Here is a 16188-nt window from a genome sequence, read left to right as displayed (position 1 = left end):
GCTCACTTCGCTGCGCGCGCCTTGAGCGCCGCCACCGCGGGCAGTTCCTTGCCTTCCAGGAATTCCAGGAAGGCGCCGCCGCCGGTCGAGATGTACGAGACATCCTTCTCGATGCCGTACTTCTCGACGGCGGCCAGCGTGTCGCCACCGCCCGCAATGGAGAACGCGTCGGACGCGGCGACGGCACGCGCCAGCGTCTCGGTGCCCTTGCCGAATGCGTCGAACTCGAACACGCCGACCGGGCCGTTCCACACCACCGTGCCGGCCTTGGCGATCAGCGCGGCGTAATTCTTTGCCGTCTGCGGGCCGATATCGAGGATCAACTCGCCGTCCTTCACCTGGTCCACCGGCTTCACCGTCGCCGGCGCGTGGGCGGAGAACTCCGGCGCCACCACCACGTCCACCGGCATCGGCACTTCGGCGCCGCGGCGCCTGGCGTCGGCGATTACCTTCTTGGCGGCGTCGAGCAGGTCCGGTTCGTACAGCGAATTGCCGACGCCGTAGCCGGCCGCGGCGATAAAGGTGTTGGCGATGCCGCCGCCGACGATCAGCTGGTCGACCTTGCCGATCAGGTTCTCCAGCAGGGTGAGCTTGGTGGAGACCTTGGAGCCGGCGACGATCGCCAGCAGCGGCTTGGCCGGATGCTCCAGCGCCTTGCCCAGCGCGTCCAGCTCGGCCGACAGCAGCGGGCCGGCGGCGGCGATGGGGGCGTACTTGATCACGCCATGGGTGGAAGCCTGCGCGCGGTGCGCGGTGCCGAAGGCGTCCATCACGAAGATGTCGCACAGCGCGGCATATTTCTTCGACAGGGCTTCGTCGTCCTTGCCCTCGCCGACGTTCATGCGGCAATTCTCCAGCACTATCACCTCGCCTTCGGCGACGTCGACGCCGCCGAGGTAGTCGGAGACCAGGCGCACCGGCTTGCCCAGCTTGTCGCCCAGCCACTTGGCCACCGGTGCCAGCGAGGACTCGGCGTCGAACTGGCCTTCCTTCGGGCGGCCCAGGTGCGAGATCACCATGACGCGGGCGCCGGCGTCGCGCGCCGCCTCGATGGTGGGCAGCGAGGCGTCCAGGCGCTGGGTGGAGGTGATCCGGCCGTCCTCGATCGGCACGTTCAGGTCTTCGCGGATCAGCACGCGCTTGCCGCGCAGATCAAGATCGCTCATGCGGAGGAAGGACGACACGGCGCAACTCCTGGTTGGAAGTGTGGATGCAACGGGGCGCCCGATAGAGCGCGAACCCCGTATTGTCCCGCCCGCCCCATGACGATGCAAACCGCGGCACGGGTATCCTGGCCGCCTTGAGACAGCCAAAGGACTTCAAGCCCATGACCCCGGACCTGGTGCTGTACGGCTACTGGCGCTCCAGCGCGGCCTACCGCGTGCGCATCGCGTTGAACCTGAAGGGGCTGGCCTACGAGCAGCGCCCCGTACACCTGGTCCGCGACGGCGGCGAGCAGCACCTGCAGGCCTACCGCGCGCTCAATCCGCAGGAGCTGGTGCCCTGCCTGGTCGACGGCGCGCAGGTGCTCACCCAGTCCATGGCGATCATGGAATACCTCGATGAGACGCATCCGGCGCCAGCCCTGCTGCCATCGGATGCCGCCGGCCGCGCCCGCGTGCGTGCGCTGGCGCAGCTGCTGGCCTGCGACGTGCACCCGCTGGGCAACCTGCGCGTGCTGCAGTACCTGGGCAACGAGCTGCATGTGGATGAGTCCGTGCGCGGCACTTGGTCGCGGCACTGGATCGGCGAGGGCTTCCGCGCGCTGGAGGCGATGCTGGCCGCCAACCCGGCGACGGGGCGTTTCTGCCATGGCGACCAGCCCGGCCTGGCCGACGCCTGCCTGGTGCCGCAGCACTACAACGCGGTGCGCTGGAAGCTGCCGATGGACGCGTTCCCCACCATCCAGCGCATCGTCGAGGCCTGCCAGGCGCTGGATGCGTTCAAGCGCGCCGCGCCGGAAGCGCAGCCGGATGCGCCGGCGGTGGATTGAGCTGGGCCTTGAAACGCGTCACCCCAGCGAAGGCTGGGGTGACGGTGTTCTCTTCTGAGCGGTACTTAGAACCCGAGCCCGTAAGGGTCGTTGCCGACCAGCTCGGTGTTGTCGGCGCCGCCGCCTTCGGACAGGCGGATCTTCAGCGCCAGGCCGTCGCGCGAGTCGGCCTTGGCCAGCGCCTCGTCCAGCTCGATGCGGCCTTCCTTGTACAGGCGGTACAGCGACTGGTCGAAGGTCTGCATGCCTTCCTGCAGGCTGCGGTCCATCGCTTCCTTCACCTCGTGGATCTGGCCGCGGCGGATCATGTCGCGGATGAACGGGGTGTTGAGCAGCACCTCGGTCGCCGGCAGGCGGCGGCTGTCCTTGCCGATCACCAGGCGCTGGCTGATCACCGCGCGCAGGTTCAGCGCGAGGTTCATCAGCACGTTCTTGTGCGCCGATTCCGGGAAGAAGTTGAGGATGCGCTCCAGCGTCTGGTCGGCGTTGTTGGAGTGCAGGGTGGCCAGGCACAAGTGGCCCGTCTCGGAGAACGAAATCGCCGCTTCCATGGTGTCGGTGTCACGGATCTCGCCGATCATGATCACGTCCGGCGCCTCGCGCATCGCGTTCTTCAGCGCCTCGTGATAGCTATGCGTGTCCAGCCCGACCTCGCGCTGGTTCACGATGGACTTCTTATGGCGATGCAGGTATTCGATCGGATCCTCGATGGTGAGGATGTGCCCGGAGGTGTTCTGGTTGCGGTGGTCCAGCATGGCCGCCAGGGTGGTGGACTTGCCCGAGCCGGTGGCGCCGACCACCAGGATCAGGCCGCGCGGCTCCAGGATCAGGTCGCGGAAAATGCTCGGCAGCTGCAGCTGGTCGATGCTGGGGATCTCGCTCTTGATCGCGCGGATCACCATGCCCACTTCGCCGCGCTGCTTGAACACGTTGATGCGGAAACGGCCGGCTTCCTTCACCGCCAGCGCCATGTTGAGCTCGAGGTCGCGCTCGAACTGGGGCACCTGGCCTTCGTCCATCAGCGAATAGGCGATCTTCTTCACCATGCCGCTGGGCAGTCCGGTATTGCCCAACGGGTACAGCTTGCCCTCCACCTTGATGTTCACGGGGGCGCCGGTCGTCAGGAACATGTCCGACGCGCCCTTGTCCACCATGAGCTTGAGGAAGTAACCAATGTCCACTCGTGTCCCCTGAATTGACGCTCACGCGTTGCAAACAACGATTATGCCCGCCCACAATACGCTGCGACACTCTTAGAGGAATGAGTGATGGTCCACATCTTCTCCGCGCCGGAAGGCCGTCAAAATGGCGTCCGCACGGTACTTTCCACCCTGGTTTTAGCCCTGGTGCTGGGCTCGCTCGGCGGTTGCGCCAGCGTGCCTCCGCCCGACGGGTCCATGAACCAGGCGCAGATGCAATTGCAGTACGCCCGTGACGCCGGGGCGGCCGATTACGCCCCGGTCGACCTGGATTTCGCCCAGAATAAGTTCCAGCAAGCCCAGGCCGCGATGGCCAATCGCAAGTACGAGGACGCCGCCACCCTGGCCGAAGAGGCCCAGGCGGATGCCGAGCTGGCGCGCGCCAAGGCGCGCCTTGGCGCCGCCCGCGCCCAGATCCAGCGCAAGACCCAGGCCAACCGCGAGCTGCGCGAGCAGATCGAGCAGAACCTGAATGCGCAGGAAGAAGCTGCCCAGCAGGCGGCCCAGCAGCAACAGCGGCAGTTCCAGGAACAGCAGCAGGGCCTGCCGCCGCAGGAGCAGACCCAGGACATGCCGGCGCCGTCGTCGTCGGCCCTGCAGCCGCTGCCGCAGGGCGGCGGCTTCCAGACCCTGCCGCAGCCGCAACCGCAGACCAACGATCAGGGAGGCCACCCATGACCCCGCTGCGCACCACCCTGGCGGCGCTCGTGCTCGCCGTAGCGGCCGTGGGCAGCGCCCACGCCAAGGACGATATGGACGTCGCCCGCCTCAACAGCAGCCTGGACCAGCTCGCCCGCGACCCGGCCCTGAGCGGCTATGCGCAGGCCGAGCAGGCCCGCGCCCGCGACGCCATCGGCCGCCTGGCCCAGGCCCGCTCGCGCGACCGCCCGCACGAGCTGTACGTGGCCGAACGCCGGGTCGACCTGGCCAAGGCCACCGCCCAGCTGCAGGAAGCCCAGCTCAAGGTCAACCAGCTCGACCGCGAGCACGACCAGATCCAGCTCGACGGCACCCGCCGCGAGGTCGAGGCCGCGCGCCGCGAACTGGAACGCCAGCGCATGCAGTACCAGATGGCCCAGGAAGAAGCCTCGCGCCTGCAGCAGGAAGGCGCTGCCGCGCAGGCCCAGGCGGTGCAGGCCCAGGCCCAGGCCGACCAGGCCAAGAAGCTGGCCGCCGCCCAGGCCAAGGTGGCGAACGCCGCCAAGCGCCAGGCCGACCTGGCCACCCAGGCCGCCAAGGCGATGCGCTCGCAGATGCAGGGCGATTCAGGCAAGTAAGACGGTTCTCCCGACCGCGTGTATCGAGGCGCCCGGTGGCTTTGTCACCGGGCGTTTTCGTTTCCGCCGAGACCATCGATTAACGCGAAAAAAAGCCTGCCGCGACGGTCTTTTCCAGCGCGAATCGCGCTGCTGCGCGCTTCGCCGCCATACGCTTGCATGCCCCCGGGGGCGGGAGTAGGGTCGAATACCCATGGGGCGCTCATGCACCATGGGTCACTGACCTGAATCATGCGCCTATCCCTCGATCACCCCATCACCTGCGTACCGGCAAGCCGGCGCGGGCTGTTGGCATGCGCATGATTTATCACCGTTAGCGGGCGCACCGATCCCGCGTCCGCGGTTCTTCGCGAGGAGGTCGGATCATGTTCGAAAACCAGCAGCGTGACGATGTCGAAGCCTTGATGAAAGCCGACGCCGAATTCCGTCGGCTCTACCAGCACCACAAAGAGCTCGACAGCAAGGTGCACGACGCCGAGATCGGCGTCCTTCCCATCGACGACATGACCCTCACCGGCATGAAGAAAGAAAAGCTCCACGCCAAGGAACGGTTGCAGCGCATGTGGGATGAACGCGCGCACAAGCACCGCATCGTCAACTAGCCTGCGGTTTCAAACTCAAGTTCGCGGCCCCGGAGCCACCCCTCGAGGGAACGGCTGCCGGGGCCGCCTCGTTTCCAGGGGAAGGGGTCGGCTCGGTATGATCGGCAGTCTGAGGCGGTCCGATCCGGACCGCCCGCAAGCCAACGCAGGAGCTTCCATGACGGTCCACCAGAGTGTCCTCGAACTGATCGGCCGCACCCCGATGGTGCGCGCGCAGCGCCTGGATGCCGGTCCCTGTGAGCTCTTCCTCAAGCTGGAAAGCGCCAATCCCGGCGGCTCGATCAAGGACCGCATCGGCCTGTCGATGATCGAAGGCGCCGAGCGCGCCGGCAGGATCAAGCCCGGCGCCACCCTGGTCGAAGGCACCGCCGGCAACACCGGCCTGGGGCTGGCGCTGGTGGCGCAGCAGAAGGGTTATCGCCTGATCCTGGTGGTGCCCGACAAGATGAGCCGCGAGAAGATCTTCAACCTCAAGGCGATGGGCGCCGAAGTGGTGCTCACCCGCTCGGACGTGGCCAAGGGGCATCCGGAGTACTACCAGGACATGGCCGAGCGCATCGCGCGCGAAACCCCCGGCGCCTACTTCATCAACCAGTTCGGCAACCCCGACAACCCGGCCGCGCACATCGCCACCACCGGCCCGGAAATCCTCGAGCAGATGGACGGGCGCGTCGACGCCATCGTGGTCGGCTGCGGCTCGTCCGGCACCATGAGCGGCCTGTCGCGCTACTTCGCCGACGTGTCGCCGAACACCGAGATCGTGCTGGCCGACCCGGTCGGTTCGATCCTCGCCCAATACATCAACGAAGGCGTGCTCTCGACCAAGTCCGGCAGCTGGATGGTCGAAGGCATCGGCGAGGATTTCCTGCCGAGCATCAGCGACTTCAGCCGGGTCAAGAAGGCCTACGCGATCAGCGACAAGGAAAGCTTCCTCGCCGCGCGCGAACTGCTGGCGAAGGAAGGCGTGCTTGGCGGCTCGTCCACCGGCACGCTGCTGTCCGCCGCGCTCAAGTATTGCCGCGAGCAGACCAGCGCAAAGCGCGTGGTGACGCTGGTATGCGACACCGGCAACAAGTACCTGTCGAAGATGTACAACGACTACTGGATGCTGGACAACGGCTTCATCGACCGCGAACAGCACGGCGACCTGCGCGACCTGCTGCTGCGCCCGTTCACCCAGCGCGACACCGTGGTGGTCGGCCCAGGCGAACTGCTGATGACCGCCTACACGCGCATGAAGCTGTACGACGTCTCGCAGCTGCCGGTGATGGACGGCAACAAGCTGGTCGGCATCCTCGACGAATCGGACGTGCTGATGCACGTGCACGCGGACGAAAGCCGCTTCCGCGACTCGGTGGCCACCGCCATGATCAGCAACCTGCAGATCCTCGACTGCCACGAGCCGATCACCGCGCTGCTGCCGGTGTTCGAGCGCGGCCACGTGGCCATCGTGATGGACGGCGAGCAGTTCATGGGCCTGATCACCCGCATCGACCTGCTGAATTACCTACGCCGTAAGGTGCACTAGGCGCCAATCCATCCTTGACGGATGCTCGTCGCCACAAAGCCGGCTGTTCGATGAACAGCCGGCCGCTCAAGTGCACGAAATGGCCGATGCATGGTCGGATGCGTCACGAAAGTTTGCTGAAATGGGCGGCCGACAAAGTCCCGGCCGGCGGAAGTCCGCTTCCGGTCCCCATTTCCCCTCAAGAGGACTCTGCCCATGTGTGGAATCGTTGCCGCCACGGCCCAGCGCGACGTTGCTCCCCTGCTTATCGCCGGCCTGAAAGCGCTGGAATACCGCGGTTACGACTCGGCCGGCCTGGCCGTGCTGCAGGAAGGCGAGATCCGCCGCGTCCGTGAGAAAGGCAAGGTGCGCGAGATGGAATCGCAGTATCTGGCCGACCCGTTCCCCGGCGGCACCGGCATCGCGCACACGCGTTGGGCCACCCACGGCGTGCCGAACAAGGTCAACGCGCATCCGCACGTCGCCGGCCACGTGGCGCTGGTGCATAACGGCATCATCGAGAACTACGCGTCGCTGCGCAGCGAGCTGGAAGCGCGCGGTCACGTGTTCACCTCCGAAACCGATACCGAAGTGATGGCGGCGCTGATCAGCGAGCGCCTGGTACCCGGCAAGTCGCTGCTGGACGCGGTGTCCTCGGTGGTGCATGAACTGGAAGGCGCCTACGCCATCGCCGTGATCAGCGACAAGGAGCCCGGCCGCGTCGTCGGCGCCCGCCGCGGCGCGCCGCTGCTGGTCGGCGTGGGCATCGGCGAGAACTTCCTCGGTTCCGATGCGCAGGCGCTGATCCAGGTCACCAACCGGATGATCTACCTCGAAGAACACGACGTGGTCGAAATCACCCGCGACCGCGTGCGCGTGTTCGGCCAGGACGGACAAGTGGTCGAGCGCGCCATCCACGAGAGCGAGCTTTCCACCGATGCCGTCGAGCGCGGCGAATACCGCCACTACATGCAGAAGGAAATCTTCGAGCAGCCGCGCGCGGTGGCCGACACGCTCGAAGCGCGCATCGGCCCGCACGGCGTGCTGCCGAACATCTTCGGCGTGAACGGCGACGAGCTGCTGAGCAAGGCCAAGGGCCTGCACATCATCGCCTGCGGCACCAGCTACCACGCCGGCCTCGTCGCCAAGTACTGGATCGAGGAATACGCGCGCCTGCCGGTCAACGTCGAAGTGGCCAGCGAATACCGTTACCGCGAAGCGGTGGTGCCGGAAGGCACGCTGTTCGTGGCGATCTCCCAGTCCGGCGAAACCGCCGACACCCTGGCCGCGATGCGCGAATCGCGCCGCCGCGGCTATCTCGGCACGCTGGCGATCTGCAACGTGCCGGAGTCCTCGGTGGTACGCGAGGCCGACCTCAAGCTGATGACGCGCGCCGGCCCCGAGATCGGCGTGGCCTCCACCAAGGCCTTCACCACCCAGCTCGCCGCCCTGGGCCTGCTCACCCTGCAGCTGGCCCGCCAGCGCGGCCTGGACGATGGACGCTACGCGGACCTGACCGCGCAGCTGCAGAGCCTGCCGAAGAAGATCGAGCGTGCGCTGGAACTGGAGCCGCAGATCGTCGACCTGGCGGAGCACCTGATCCACCGCCAGCACGCGTTGTTCCTCGGGCGCGGCGCGCAGTATCCGGTGGCGATGGAGGGCGCGCTGAAGCTCAAGGAAATCTCCTACATCCACGCCGAGGCCTACGCCGCCGGTGAACTCAAGCACGGCCCGCTCGCCCTGGTCGACGAAGACATGCCGGTGATCGCGGTGGCGCCGAACGGCCCGCTGCTGGACAAGCTCAAGTCCAACCTGCAGGAAGTGCGCGCGCGCGGCGGCGAATTGCTGGTGTTCGCCGATGGCGCGGCCAGCATGGACGGCAATGCGGCGCGCGGCAGCATTCTGCGCATCGACGGCGGTGGCGATTTCATCGCACCGGCGGTGTTTACGGTGCCGATGCAGTTGCTCGCGTATCACGTGGCGGTGCTGCGCGGCACGGATGTGGATCAGCCGCGTAATCTGGCGAAGTCGGTGACGGTGGAGTAATCACGGCGTTGTTGGGTGACATCTGCGGAAATGAAATAAAGATGTGACCTAGGCAATAAAGTTGTGACCTGTTCTGAAGGGCGCTTGCTGTTTCTCGGCAAGCGCTTTTTTTGTGAGGTCAAGTCTTTGATGGCTGGCGCTTCAATCCCTGGTAGGAATGACCTGGACGCATAAGCCACACGCAAGACACTGGCCCGCGCGGGGCGTGTAAGCATTGCGCCGTAAACTGATCTTGGCGGTGCGCTGGCCTTGATTCGAGGCGCAGCTACTTAGTCCTGCGCGTCAAACGCGGCTCTCGCCGCGTCGATGTCGTCCACATATTCAATCGCCCACATCCCCAGCTCGGTCACCGGCCTGGTCAGTGAAATGCTCATCGCGGTGAGCTCGTATTCCAAGTGCGGCGGCATGCTCGCGAGCACCGTCCGCTTGACCAGCCCATCGCGCTCCAGGCCGCGCAGGCACAGCGTCAAGGCCTTCGACTCCGCCCAGGATCAGCCTGGATCAGCGCCTGGTCGCGTGTACGATCCAGGGCATGGATGCCAACCAGGCTCCGGCCATGCTCGATAGCGGATTGATGATGCAGCGCTGACCACTAAGGGCGTGCAATAGCGAGTTCTGCACATGACACTCTAGTCAGCATTCAACTGGATCCGCTCTCCGATCAGACCTCGCGGATCTTGGCTTCGAGCCCTCCAATGGCAATTCTGTCGGCGATTTTGATACGCCGCTTTACATGGTCTGGAACGCCGAACTGTCAGGACAACAATACCCCGCAAATAGCCGCGAGGCTTACGAGGGCATGGATCTGATGACATCAGCGACATCTGAAGCCTTGGTCGCTTCCGATGACGAGCTGGCGCTGAAACAGAATCGGCGGCTCAATGCCGTGTTACGGCCATTGACGGCCCTCAGAGAAGGGGTGGAGAGCGTGGCTTTCGCGCTTTACATGCTCATCACCGGCGCGAACCCCGGTCCCCGTGGGTGAAGTTGCAACCGTCGATGCGAAAGCGAATTCCATGAGGCTTCTTACTGAGCCCGATGGCATTGCGGATTCGTGCCAGTCCGGCCATGGTATGGCGCTACACAGAGGATGTGTTCTTGGACGTTTTCGATTTAACCCGAAACCCTGACCTGATCAGCCCGGCCTATCTCTTCTTTCTCACCTTCGTGGTGGTCGGTCTGAGCATGGTTGGCTTCACGTCGTATCTGACCCGCTTCGGACGAAAAGGCGCGTGGTTCTTCCTTCTGGCTTCCTTGGCCATCACGGTGGGCGCGTGCTGGGCGCTGCTGCACGAGATCCGTCATGTCAGGGCGGTGAAGGCGCAGGTTCTGAGTGGCCGCTTTGCCAGCGTTGAGGGCTGCCTCGATCAGTTCCATCCAGGGCTTGCCTCATCGGGCGAGTCCGATTCAGGCGTGGAGCAATGGTTCGTGGCGGGGCAGCTGTTCGATTACGGGCCGGACGAAATCCGGCTTGGCTATCATGCGACCAAACCCGGAGGCGGCATAGTCCATGCCGATTCACGGGTCCGGGTCGGTTATGTCCGCGACGACCTGCTCGCACGCAACGACATCGTACGGCTCGAAGTAACCCAGCACGCGTGTCCGGCAGCGCCGGACTACGCCAGATAGGTTGCCGAAAAGCGCTGTCGGCCCGCGGCGCGGTGGGCCCTGTTCGCGGGCCAGTTTTCTTTATCCCCTCCCACTTCCCCATTGTCGAAGGATCTATCCATGCAGATCATCACAAGCTCGCCGCCCTTGCCGCTGGATGGTCCTGAATGGGCCCGGTTCCGGCAGCGCGAAGCATTACGGAAGGCGATGCTTGAGCGGCGCTTCGACGAGATCGAGCACACGCTGACCGCGCTTGAAGCGGCATGGTGGCAGCCGACGGATGGGGAAGAAGTCCACTACCGGTTTCTGGCCAGCGGTGCCGGCCTGTTCGACTACGCCAGCGTCGATGCGTCCCTCAGATTGGAAGGGTTGGAGGCCTGGAGTCAGGCCTGTCCGCGCTCCTACCACGCCAGGCAAATCCTCGGCCGGTATTATTTCGGCCGGGCCTGCGCCATTCGGACGGCGGCCTGGGCATCCGCGGTGAGCGAAGACCAATGGGTCGCCGCCCACATGGCTTGCGTAACGGCGGCCGAGCATCTGCTGGCGGCGATGGCGCTCTCGGAGCGGCCGGCGCTTGCCGTCGAAACCATGATGCAGATCAGCCAGTATCTCGGTCAGCCGGACTTTGTCGATGCCTTGTTTCGCGGCTCGCCCGTGGAAACCACCATGCAGCGGGATGACTTCGAGCCCGGCCTTTACGATGCCGCCTGCGCCCGGCTGGCCATGCATGGCCTGAAGCCGCCCGGCAGCTTAACGGCGACGCTTCCCTCCGCTCTGCCGCCGCCGCAACCGGCGGACATCGAAAATCCGGGGTATTACTGGCTGCGTTATGGCCTTTCGCTCAGGCCGCGCTGGCCCGGTCTCCTGGCGGGTTATGCCCAGTATCTGAGCCCACGCTGGGGTGGCGACGATGGAGAGGTCGAGAAATTCGCCGTCGGTCCCTTGTGTGCTGCGCTGAGCGAGCAGGAACGCAATGCCGTCCGCTGGCCCGGCGTGCATGACGCACTGACGATTCCGGATTATCCGGAGCCGGGCGATGTTCGCGAGATCCGCGCCAGGGAGAAAATCTTCAAGGATTGGCTTGCCCGCGATCTCTCCGATGACTTGCGCTTCATGGCGCTCGGCAAGTACGCCAACTTCACCCATTACTCGCTCAAGGACCCGAAGCTGGCGCACCAACGCCATGTCGAATCCATTCGATATGGCAAGCCGCCCGAGACCTATCCGGGCGTGGATGGTCCGTTCCGGGATTTCACCAACCTGATGTTGATCAAGCACGTCGACGACAAACATGTCGACGATGAAGAAGGCGCCTATGCAAGCGTCCTGCAAACGGCGGTGCGCCATTTCGATGAGCCGACCATGCTCACCGTGGCTGCCTTTGCCTGGCAGTTCGGCATATGGGGTATCGAAGCCGACCCGGCCATTGCGACGCAATTGATCGATCGCGCGGTACAACTGGAGCCGCTCTACGAGCCCGACGAATGTACGCCCATGCATGCTTGCCGATTGATCTGGGATGGGGGCTTTCAGAAGGAGGCGACCTATCTCACCCGCGCGTTTGCGCAAAGGCGCGTTTACTCTGCCGCGGCCAGCATGTACGACATCACCGCAGGAATCCGCTCTGATGTGGAGGCATCGCTGCTCGATGAGAGCGAAGCGAATCGTTGGCTGATGCAAGCAGCGGAGGAGGGTGAGCCGGTCGCGCTGCACAACTACGCCTGGCGTCTTGAACATGTCGACAAGCTGGACCTGACGGTCCGTGAGAACTTCGAGCGCATCCGCTCGCTTTACGTCAGGGCAATGCATGGCGGCATCGACATGGCGATGATCAGGATCGCGAGCGTCGATCGGCGGCAAGGCACGGCGGACGAAAAACAGCAGGCCATCGCCCATATGAAATCCCTGGTCGCTCACGAGGACGATCACATCGCTGGAGAGGCCTATGGCGAGATCGTCCTGGCCTACAAATATGGCGATGGGGTTCCTCAAAGCGAGTTCATCGCCATGCAGTGGTTCGATCGCTACAAGGAGCTTTTCCCAAGCCATTCCACGCTGGATTGGCTGGAGACGCAGGTCTATGGGGCGAGCGGATGGCAGATGGCCGGGCGGGGGCTGCGAGCCTTTTTCGGCAAGAAACTTTCGAGCGAGCATCTGCCGCCGAAATGAGCGTCGCCGTGGCCAGCCCGCTCCCTCCACCGCGTGAAGGCAGATCGCGAGCCCTGATATGGCTCGCCTTTGGCGACGCGTGTCTGCTGGTCTGCGGGGTTGCGCTGATCCTGTCGCCGCTTCTGCTGGCATGGCTGGTGTCATCGCCGCTGGTGCTGGCGCTCCTCGCCTTGCCTTCGCTGTCGTGGCTCGCTTATGGCCTGATGGTCCTGCGCGCCTATGCGACGGTACCGCCGGCTCCGGTCTCGAACGGAATGGCGCTGGAGCTCGGCACGGTTCCCGCACTTGCCGGCGAGATTGAACGCTTGCGGCGGGCCTGCGATGCGCCGGCGTTCACGGCCATCTATATCAACACCGAGTTGAATGCCTCCATCTATCAGGCGGGCTCCCGTGCCGGTCGGCCGAAGCACGTGCTGGTGCTCGGCTTGCCGCTTCTTGCCTTATTGACGAGCAGGCAGGCCGCGGCAGTCATTGCGCATGAATATGCACATATCTCGCGGCGGCATGGCCATTTCGCACGCTGGGCTTATGTGGCACGTCAACGGTGGGGAGCGCTGGGTGCATTGCATGAGCGCAATCATCGGCTGATCACCGCTCCGCTGCGATTGTTTCTCGCCTGGTATGTGCCGCGCATGAGGCGCGAGACGCTGGAGTTTTATCGCCGTTGCGAAGTCGTGGCCGATGCGCAGGCCATGGCGGTGGTGGGTGCCGACGCCGCTTTCGAAACGGAAATCGCCCTGGTGTTGCGGCAAAAAGCCATGTCCGACCAATTCTGGCCGGATATCTTCGCGCGGGCTGGCCACGATGACATCGCTCAGGCACAGCCGTTTACGCAGCTGTTGACGGAGCCGGCAAGCAGTCGTCCACGTGATGGTGCGCAGGCGGCTGTCTGGCTGCACGAAAGCCTCTGCCTGAAAGCGGATATTCACGATACTCACCCTGTGTTTTCCGAGCGCCTTGCGGCGACGGGAAGGGGGCCGGCAGATCTACTTCCGGACCGCCTTCCCTGGCGCCTTGAAGCACCGTCGGCGGCGTCGGACTGGCTGCAAGGGGAGGCCTCCGCTATCTCTGCGCAGCTTGATGCTGACTGGCGTGAGCACGCGGCCAGGGGCTGGCAGGAAGCAAAAGAACGGCGGGCACGGCAGCATGGCCAGTTCCTGAGGCTTCTGCAGCGTCGCGAGCAACAGCTGTTTGACGAGCACGACTGGAGGCAGCTGGCGCAGTTGGCGGAGCAGTTCGATCCCGCAGGTCCGCTTCGCGCTGAAGCGATGGCACAAGGGCTGCAACAGGCACCCGACGACCTTGCCCTGCTGGAACTCAAGGCCGATGACCTGGAACGTGATGGGGATATGCGCGGGGCCATTGCCGCGTGGCATCGCATCGGTGCCATCCCGTCTTCTTCGGAGCATCGAGCACACCGCCATCTTTGCGAGCTTTACCTGCGGGCGGGAGATGCGTCAGCAGCCGAGCGGCATCGGCAGGTCGCCGACCTGGCCTGGACCGGCGGCGATGGAAGCCGGCCAGCAGGCGACGATCTGTTTCCTCATGGCATGCAGGCGACCGAACTTGCATTGCTGCGAGAGAAACTCCAACCGCTTTTCCAGCACGCCCGCGCTATCTGGCTTTGCCGCGATACGCCGCCGGAGACGGCAGACCCACCGCGCTGGTTCTTGTACGTGCAGGCGCACGACAGCTGGTTCATGCGCCTGGTGGGCAGGCTGACCGGCGAGGAGGATGTGAGCGCTTCGGCCTGCAGGCGGTTGCTGGAGCGCTTGCAGACGCGACTGCATCTTTATCTGGAAGTGCGTTTTATCGATGCAGGCGGCCCGATCCCGGCTTATTGCACGCATGAGAGCTTGATTGCCTGAGCCATCTCATGTCGTCAGTGCACCCGATGGCGCACGACGATCTCTTCGGCTCGATGATGCCCCCGGGTTGGCCTGCCTCCGTGGCATGAACTGAGGGGCCTGTCGCGCGGCTTACTTGATCCGGGTCCAGCCGAAAGCCAGCCAGGCGTACTTCGATGTCGCATCGGTTTCCGCGGTGAAGGTCATCTGCATCTCGCCGCCCTGGGCGTGGATATCGAGCCGCGGTGCCGTATCCAGCTTTAGCCACAGTGAGCTCTCGTTGAAGGACCAGGTGCCGCACCGAGCGCAGGGTCCAGCGGTCGGGTCACCGGATCGGTGGAAAATGTAACGACCGTCCGCGGTGATCTCCAGATAGTCGAGCGTCGAGTAAAAGCTCGTCACTGTCTCCTGGAACATCGTGGCGTCGGCTTCTTGCGAAGGCGTCGGCGCATTCTTCATGTCAAGCGGCGGCCGACTGGTCGCACTGCTGAGTTTCCATTTGCCGACGAAATCCTTCTGCGCCGGGACGTATGCCTGCTGGGCGTTTGCCGGAGAAACCGGAGCTGTCGCCAGCGTGGCGGCCATGCTCATGAGGCCGATGGCGAGGAAAGACGCAACGGTGCGGGAGACCCTGGCTCGATTCTGCATAAGACGTATTTTCCGCATTTCCAGGTCACGACCTTAGCTCGTTTCCACGGCATCTTGAAGCAAAGAAAAGCGCGCCCCGAAATGGGGCGCGCTTGAAAGCCTCTATTCGAGGTTTACGGCGATAGCCAGCTGGTGAACAGCGCGAACAGGTGCTTCAGGTCATCGGTATTAACCATGGCGCAGCTCCTAAGATGATCGAATGCCTGCAGGCCGTGTCGGTAGACGGGCCCCAGGTCCGCGTTCGCATGGTTCGACTCTGCAACGAGGGAACGGATGCGAGCGCGGGCGCAATCTAGCGCCGTCGTGGTGCTGGCGATGCGATTTGAATCGCATAATTCGTGGAGTCGAGTCTGCGCGCAATGTGGTGCGAGCGTTTGATCGCAGGTGTTCGCGATTAGGCGGAAATACATTTCCGATGTGCTGGCATTTTGCGTCGCGTATTTGTGAGGTGATATCGCGGATGCTTCTTCGCTTCGTTGAAACGCTTGCGCTAGAGCGACCCCTCATCTGCCTGCCGGCATCTTCTCCCCGGAGGGGAGAAGAGTTTCACGTTGGGCGCAATATCGGATTTCACCTAAAGACAGCGGCTAAGTCATCTTGCTACTTTGGTAGCTGTTACCCGCGGAGTGTTTTCGCCGCGTCGCGGGTAACCATGGCAGCAATGCTGTGAGAAGCGCGGGCCAAGGGTGTATCGAGCACCCCTGACCCGCTGACCATCACCAACTGACAGAGAGTCGATCATGGCTACCCCAGATCATACGGCACCGACGCGCTCGTCGATCCCCAGGACGACACACCCACCGAACATCCGGGCCGTCCGGCGACATCGCGGACACGGTTGAAGAACCGCGGCCTAAGAGTTTTCGCAGGAATTATCCGAGCCGTGTAATCCGGCGCGTTGCCCTGCGCAACGGCGAAGCTTCCGAAGCCACAACCCACTTCCTCAATCAAACCGCCCGGCGCCCAAGCATTGGGCCGTCGGTGAATCTTCGAGTCCGTAAGGTCGGCGGCACGTCGAGCTGTTGGCGGCGTGCCGTTTTATGGGGCGAGGATGCGGCGCTTAGCAAGGAGCTGCTTATGAACGACTTTGGCGATCCGTGGATCTCCCGCCACGCGCATTATTTCTCCGATCCCGATGCGGGGCCGGATGCATTGTTGAATGACGCCACCGAATGGCTGCAGTACGCGTACAACGCCATCCAGCTATTGGCTGAGCTGGTCGACGAACGCGAGAACATCGACGCACAACGCCTGCCGATCATGCTGGAAGGCATCAGCGCGTTTATCGATAT

The 16188-nt window shown here is 64.2% G+C and carries 15 protein-coding genes; 11 read left to right on the top strand and 4 right to left on the bottom strand.

Annotated features, from left to right (window positions below; all coding sequences use genetic code 11):
* Positions 1 to 2 precede the first annotated feature (2 nt).
* Positions 3 to 1166, bottom strand: a complete 1164-nt coding sequence (locus tag AB4083_RS20605; RefSeq protein ID WP_441610414.1) for a phosphoglycerate kinase — start codon at positions 1164 to 1166, stop codon at positions 3 to 5.
* A gap of 161 nt (positions 1167 to 1327) precedes the next feature.
* On the opposite strand from AB4083_RS20605, the gene maiA reads away from it, so the two are divergent.
* The gene (gene maiA, locus AB4083_RS20600; protein ID WP_441610381.1) at positions 1328 to 1993 is read left to right on the top strand and encodes a maleylacetoacetate isomerase; all 666 of its coding nucleotides are present in this window, start codon (positions 1328 to 1330) and stop codon (positions 1991 to 1993) included.
* A 65-nt stretch (positions 1994 to 2058) separates the two neighbouring features.
* On the opposite strand, the gene AB4083_RS20595 is transcribed toward maiA, so the two are convergent.
* Positions 2059 to 3174, bottom strand: a complete 1116-nt coding sequence (locus AB4083_RS20595; protein ID WP_441610380.1) for a PilT/PilU family type 4a pilus ATPase — start codon at positions 3172 to 3174, stop codon at positions 2059 to 2061.
* Positions 3175 to 3261: 87 nt separating this feature from the next.
* Between AB4083_RS20595 and AB4083_RS20590 the strand changes: the two genes are divergently transcribed.
* The 5 genes from AB4083_RS20590 (at position 3262) to glmS (ending at position 8624) form a co-directional block, all read left to right on the top strand.
* Positions 3262 to 3870 (top strand): DUF4398 domain-containing protein, encoded by a 609-nt coding sequence (locus AB4083_RS20590; protein WP_441610379.1) that lies wholly within the window; start codon positions 3262 to 3264, stop codon positions 3868 to 3870.
* Complete coding sequence (locus AB4083_RS20585) at positions 3867 to 4469, top strand: hypothetical protein (RefSeq protein WP_441610378.1); 603 nt, start codon at positions 3867 to 3869, stop codon at positions 4467 to 4469. The genes AB4083_RS20590 and AB4083_RS20585 overlap by 4 nt, the downstream gene beginning before the upstream one ends.
* Before the next feature lie 365 nt (positions 4470 to 4834).
* Positions 4835 to 5071 carry a YdcH family protein gene (locus AB4083_RS20580; protein WP_167257087.1) on the top strand — a complete coding sequence of 79 codons (237 nt, stop codon included), beginning with the start codon at positions 4835 to 4837 and terminating at the stop codon, positions 5069 to 5071.
* 157 nt (positions 5072 to 5228) lie between these two features.
* Positions 5229 to 6599, top strand: a complete 1371-nt coding sequence (locus AB4083_RS20575) for a pyridoxal-phosphate dependent enzyme (RefSeq protein ID WP_441610377.1) — start codon at positions 5229 to 5231, stop codon at positions 6597 to 6599.
* A gap of 195 nt (positions 6600 to 6794) precedes the next feature.
* The gene (glmS, locus tag AB4083_RS20570) at positions 6795 to 8624 is read left to right on the top strand and encodes a glutamine--fructose-6-phosphate transaminase (isomerizing) (protein ID WP_441610376.1); all 1830 of its coding nucleotides are present in this window, start codon (positions 6795 to 6797) and stop codon (positions 8622 to 8624) included.
* Between the two features lie 269 nt (positions 8625 to 8893).
* Here the strand turns inward: glmS and AB4083_RS20565 are convergent, their stop codons facing one another.
* Positions 8894 to 9094, bottom strand: coding sequence for a winged helix-turn-helix transcriptional regulator (locus AB4083_RS20565; RefSeq protein ID WP_441610375.1), 201 nt, complete (start codon positions 9092 to 9094; stop codon positions 8894 to 8896).
* Between the two features lie 263 nt (positions 9095 to 9357).
* On the opposite strand from AB4083_RS20565, the gene AB4083_RS20560 reads away from it, so the two are divergent.
* The 4 genes from AB4083_RS20560 to AB4083_RS20545 all read left to right on the top strand — a co-directional run bounded on the left by AB4083_RS20560 (position 9358) and on the right by AB4083_RS20545 (position 14269).
* Positions 9358 to 9609, top strand: a complete 252-nt coding sequence (locus AB4083_RS20560) for a hypothetical protein (protein ID WP_441610374.1) — start codon at positions 9358 to 9360, stop codon at positions 9607 to 9609.
* A gap of 113 nt (positions 9610 to 9722) precedes the next feature.
* Positions 9723 to 10253 (top strand): hypothetical protein, encoded by a 531-nt coding sequence (locus AB4083_RS20555; RefSeq protein ID WP_441610373.1) that lies wholly within the window; start codon positions 9723 to 9725, stop codon positions 10251 to 10253.
* Positions 10254 to 10352: 99 nt separating this feature from the next.
* Positions 10353 to 12401, top strand: a complete 2049-nt coding sequence (locus AB4083_RS20550; RefSeq protein WP_441610372.1) for a DUF4034 domain-containing protein — start codon at positions 10353 to 10355, stop codon at positions 12399 to 12401.
* Positions 12398 to 14269: a M48 family metalloprotease gene (locus AB4083_RS20545; RefSeq protein ID WP_441610371.1), complete on the top strand. Its 1872-nt coding sequence runs from the start codon at positions 12398 to 12400 to the stop codon at positions 14267 to 14269. Before AB4083_RS20550 ends, AB4083_RS20545 begins: the two co-directional genes overlap by 4 nt.
* Before the next feature lie 111 nt (positions 14270 to 14380).
* On the opposite strand, the gene AB4083_RS20540 is transcribed toward AB4083_RS20545, so the two are convergent.
* Complete coding sequence (locus AB4083_RS20540) at positions 14381 to 14896, bottom strand: hypothetical protein (RefSeq protein ID WP_441610370.1); 516 nt, start codon at positions 14894 to 14896, stop codon at positions 14381 to 14383.
* Between the two features lie 1077 nt (positions 14897 to 15973).
* Between AB4083_RS20540 and AB4083_RS20535 the strand changes: the two genes are divergently transcribed.
* A partial coding sequence (locus AB4083_RS20535; RefSeq protein WP_441610369.1) for a hypothetical protein occupies positions 15974 to 16188 on the top strand: 215 nt, incomplete at its 3' end.

The sequence above is a fragment of the Dyella sp. 2RAB6 genome (genome assembly GCF_052115385.1).
Classification (GTDB): domain Bacteria; phylum Pseudomonadota; class Gammaproteobacteria; order Xanthomonadales; family Rhodanobacteraceae; genus Dyella_D.
Note: the sequence above shows the minus strand (reverse complement) of the source record. Positions and strands in the feature narration are given on the sequence as shown.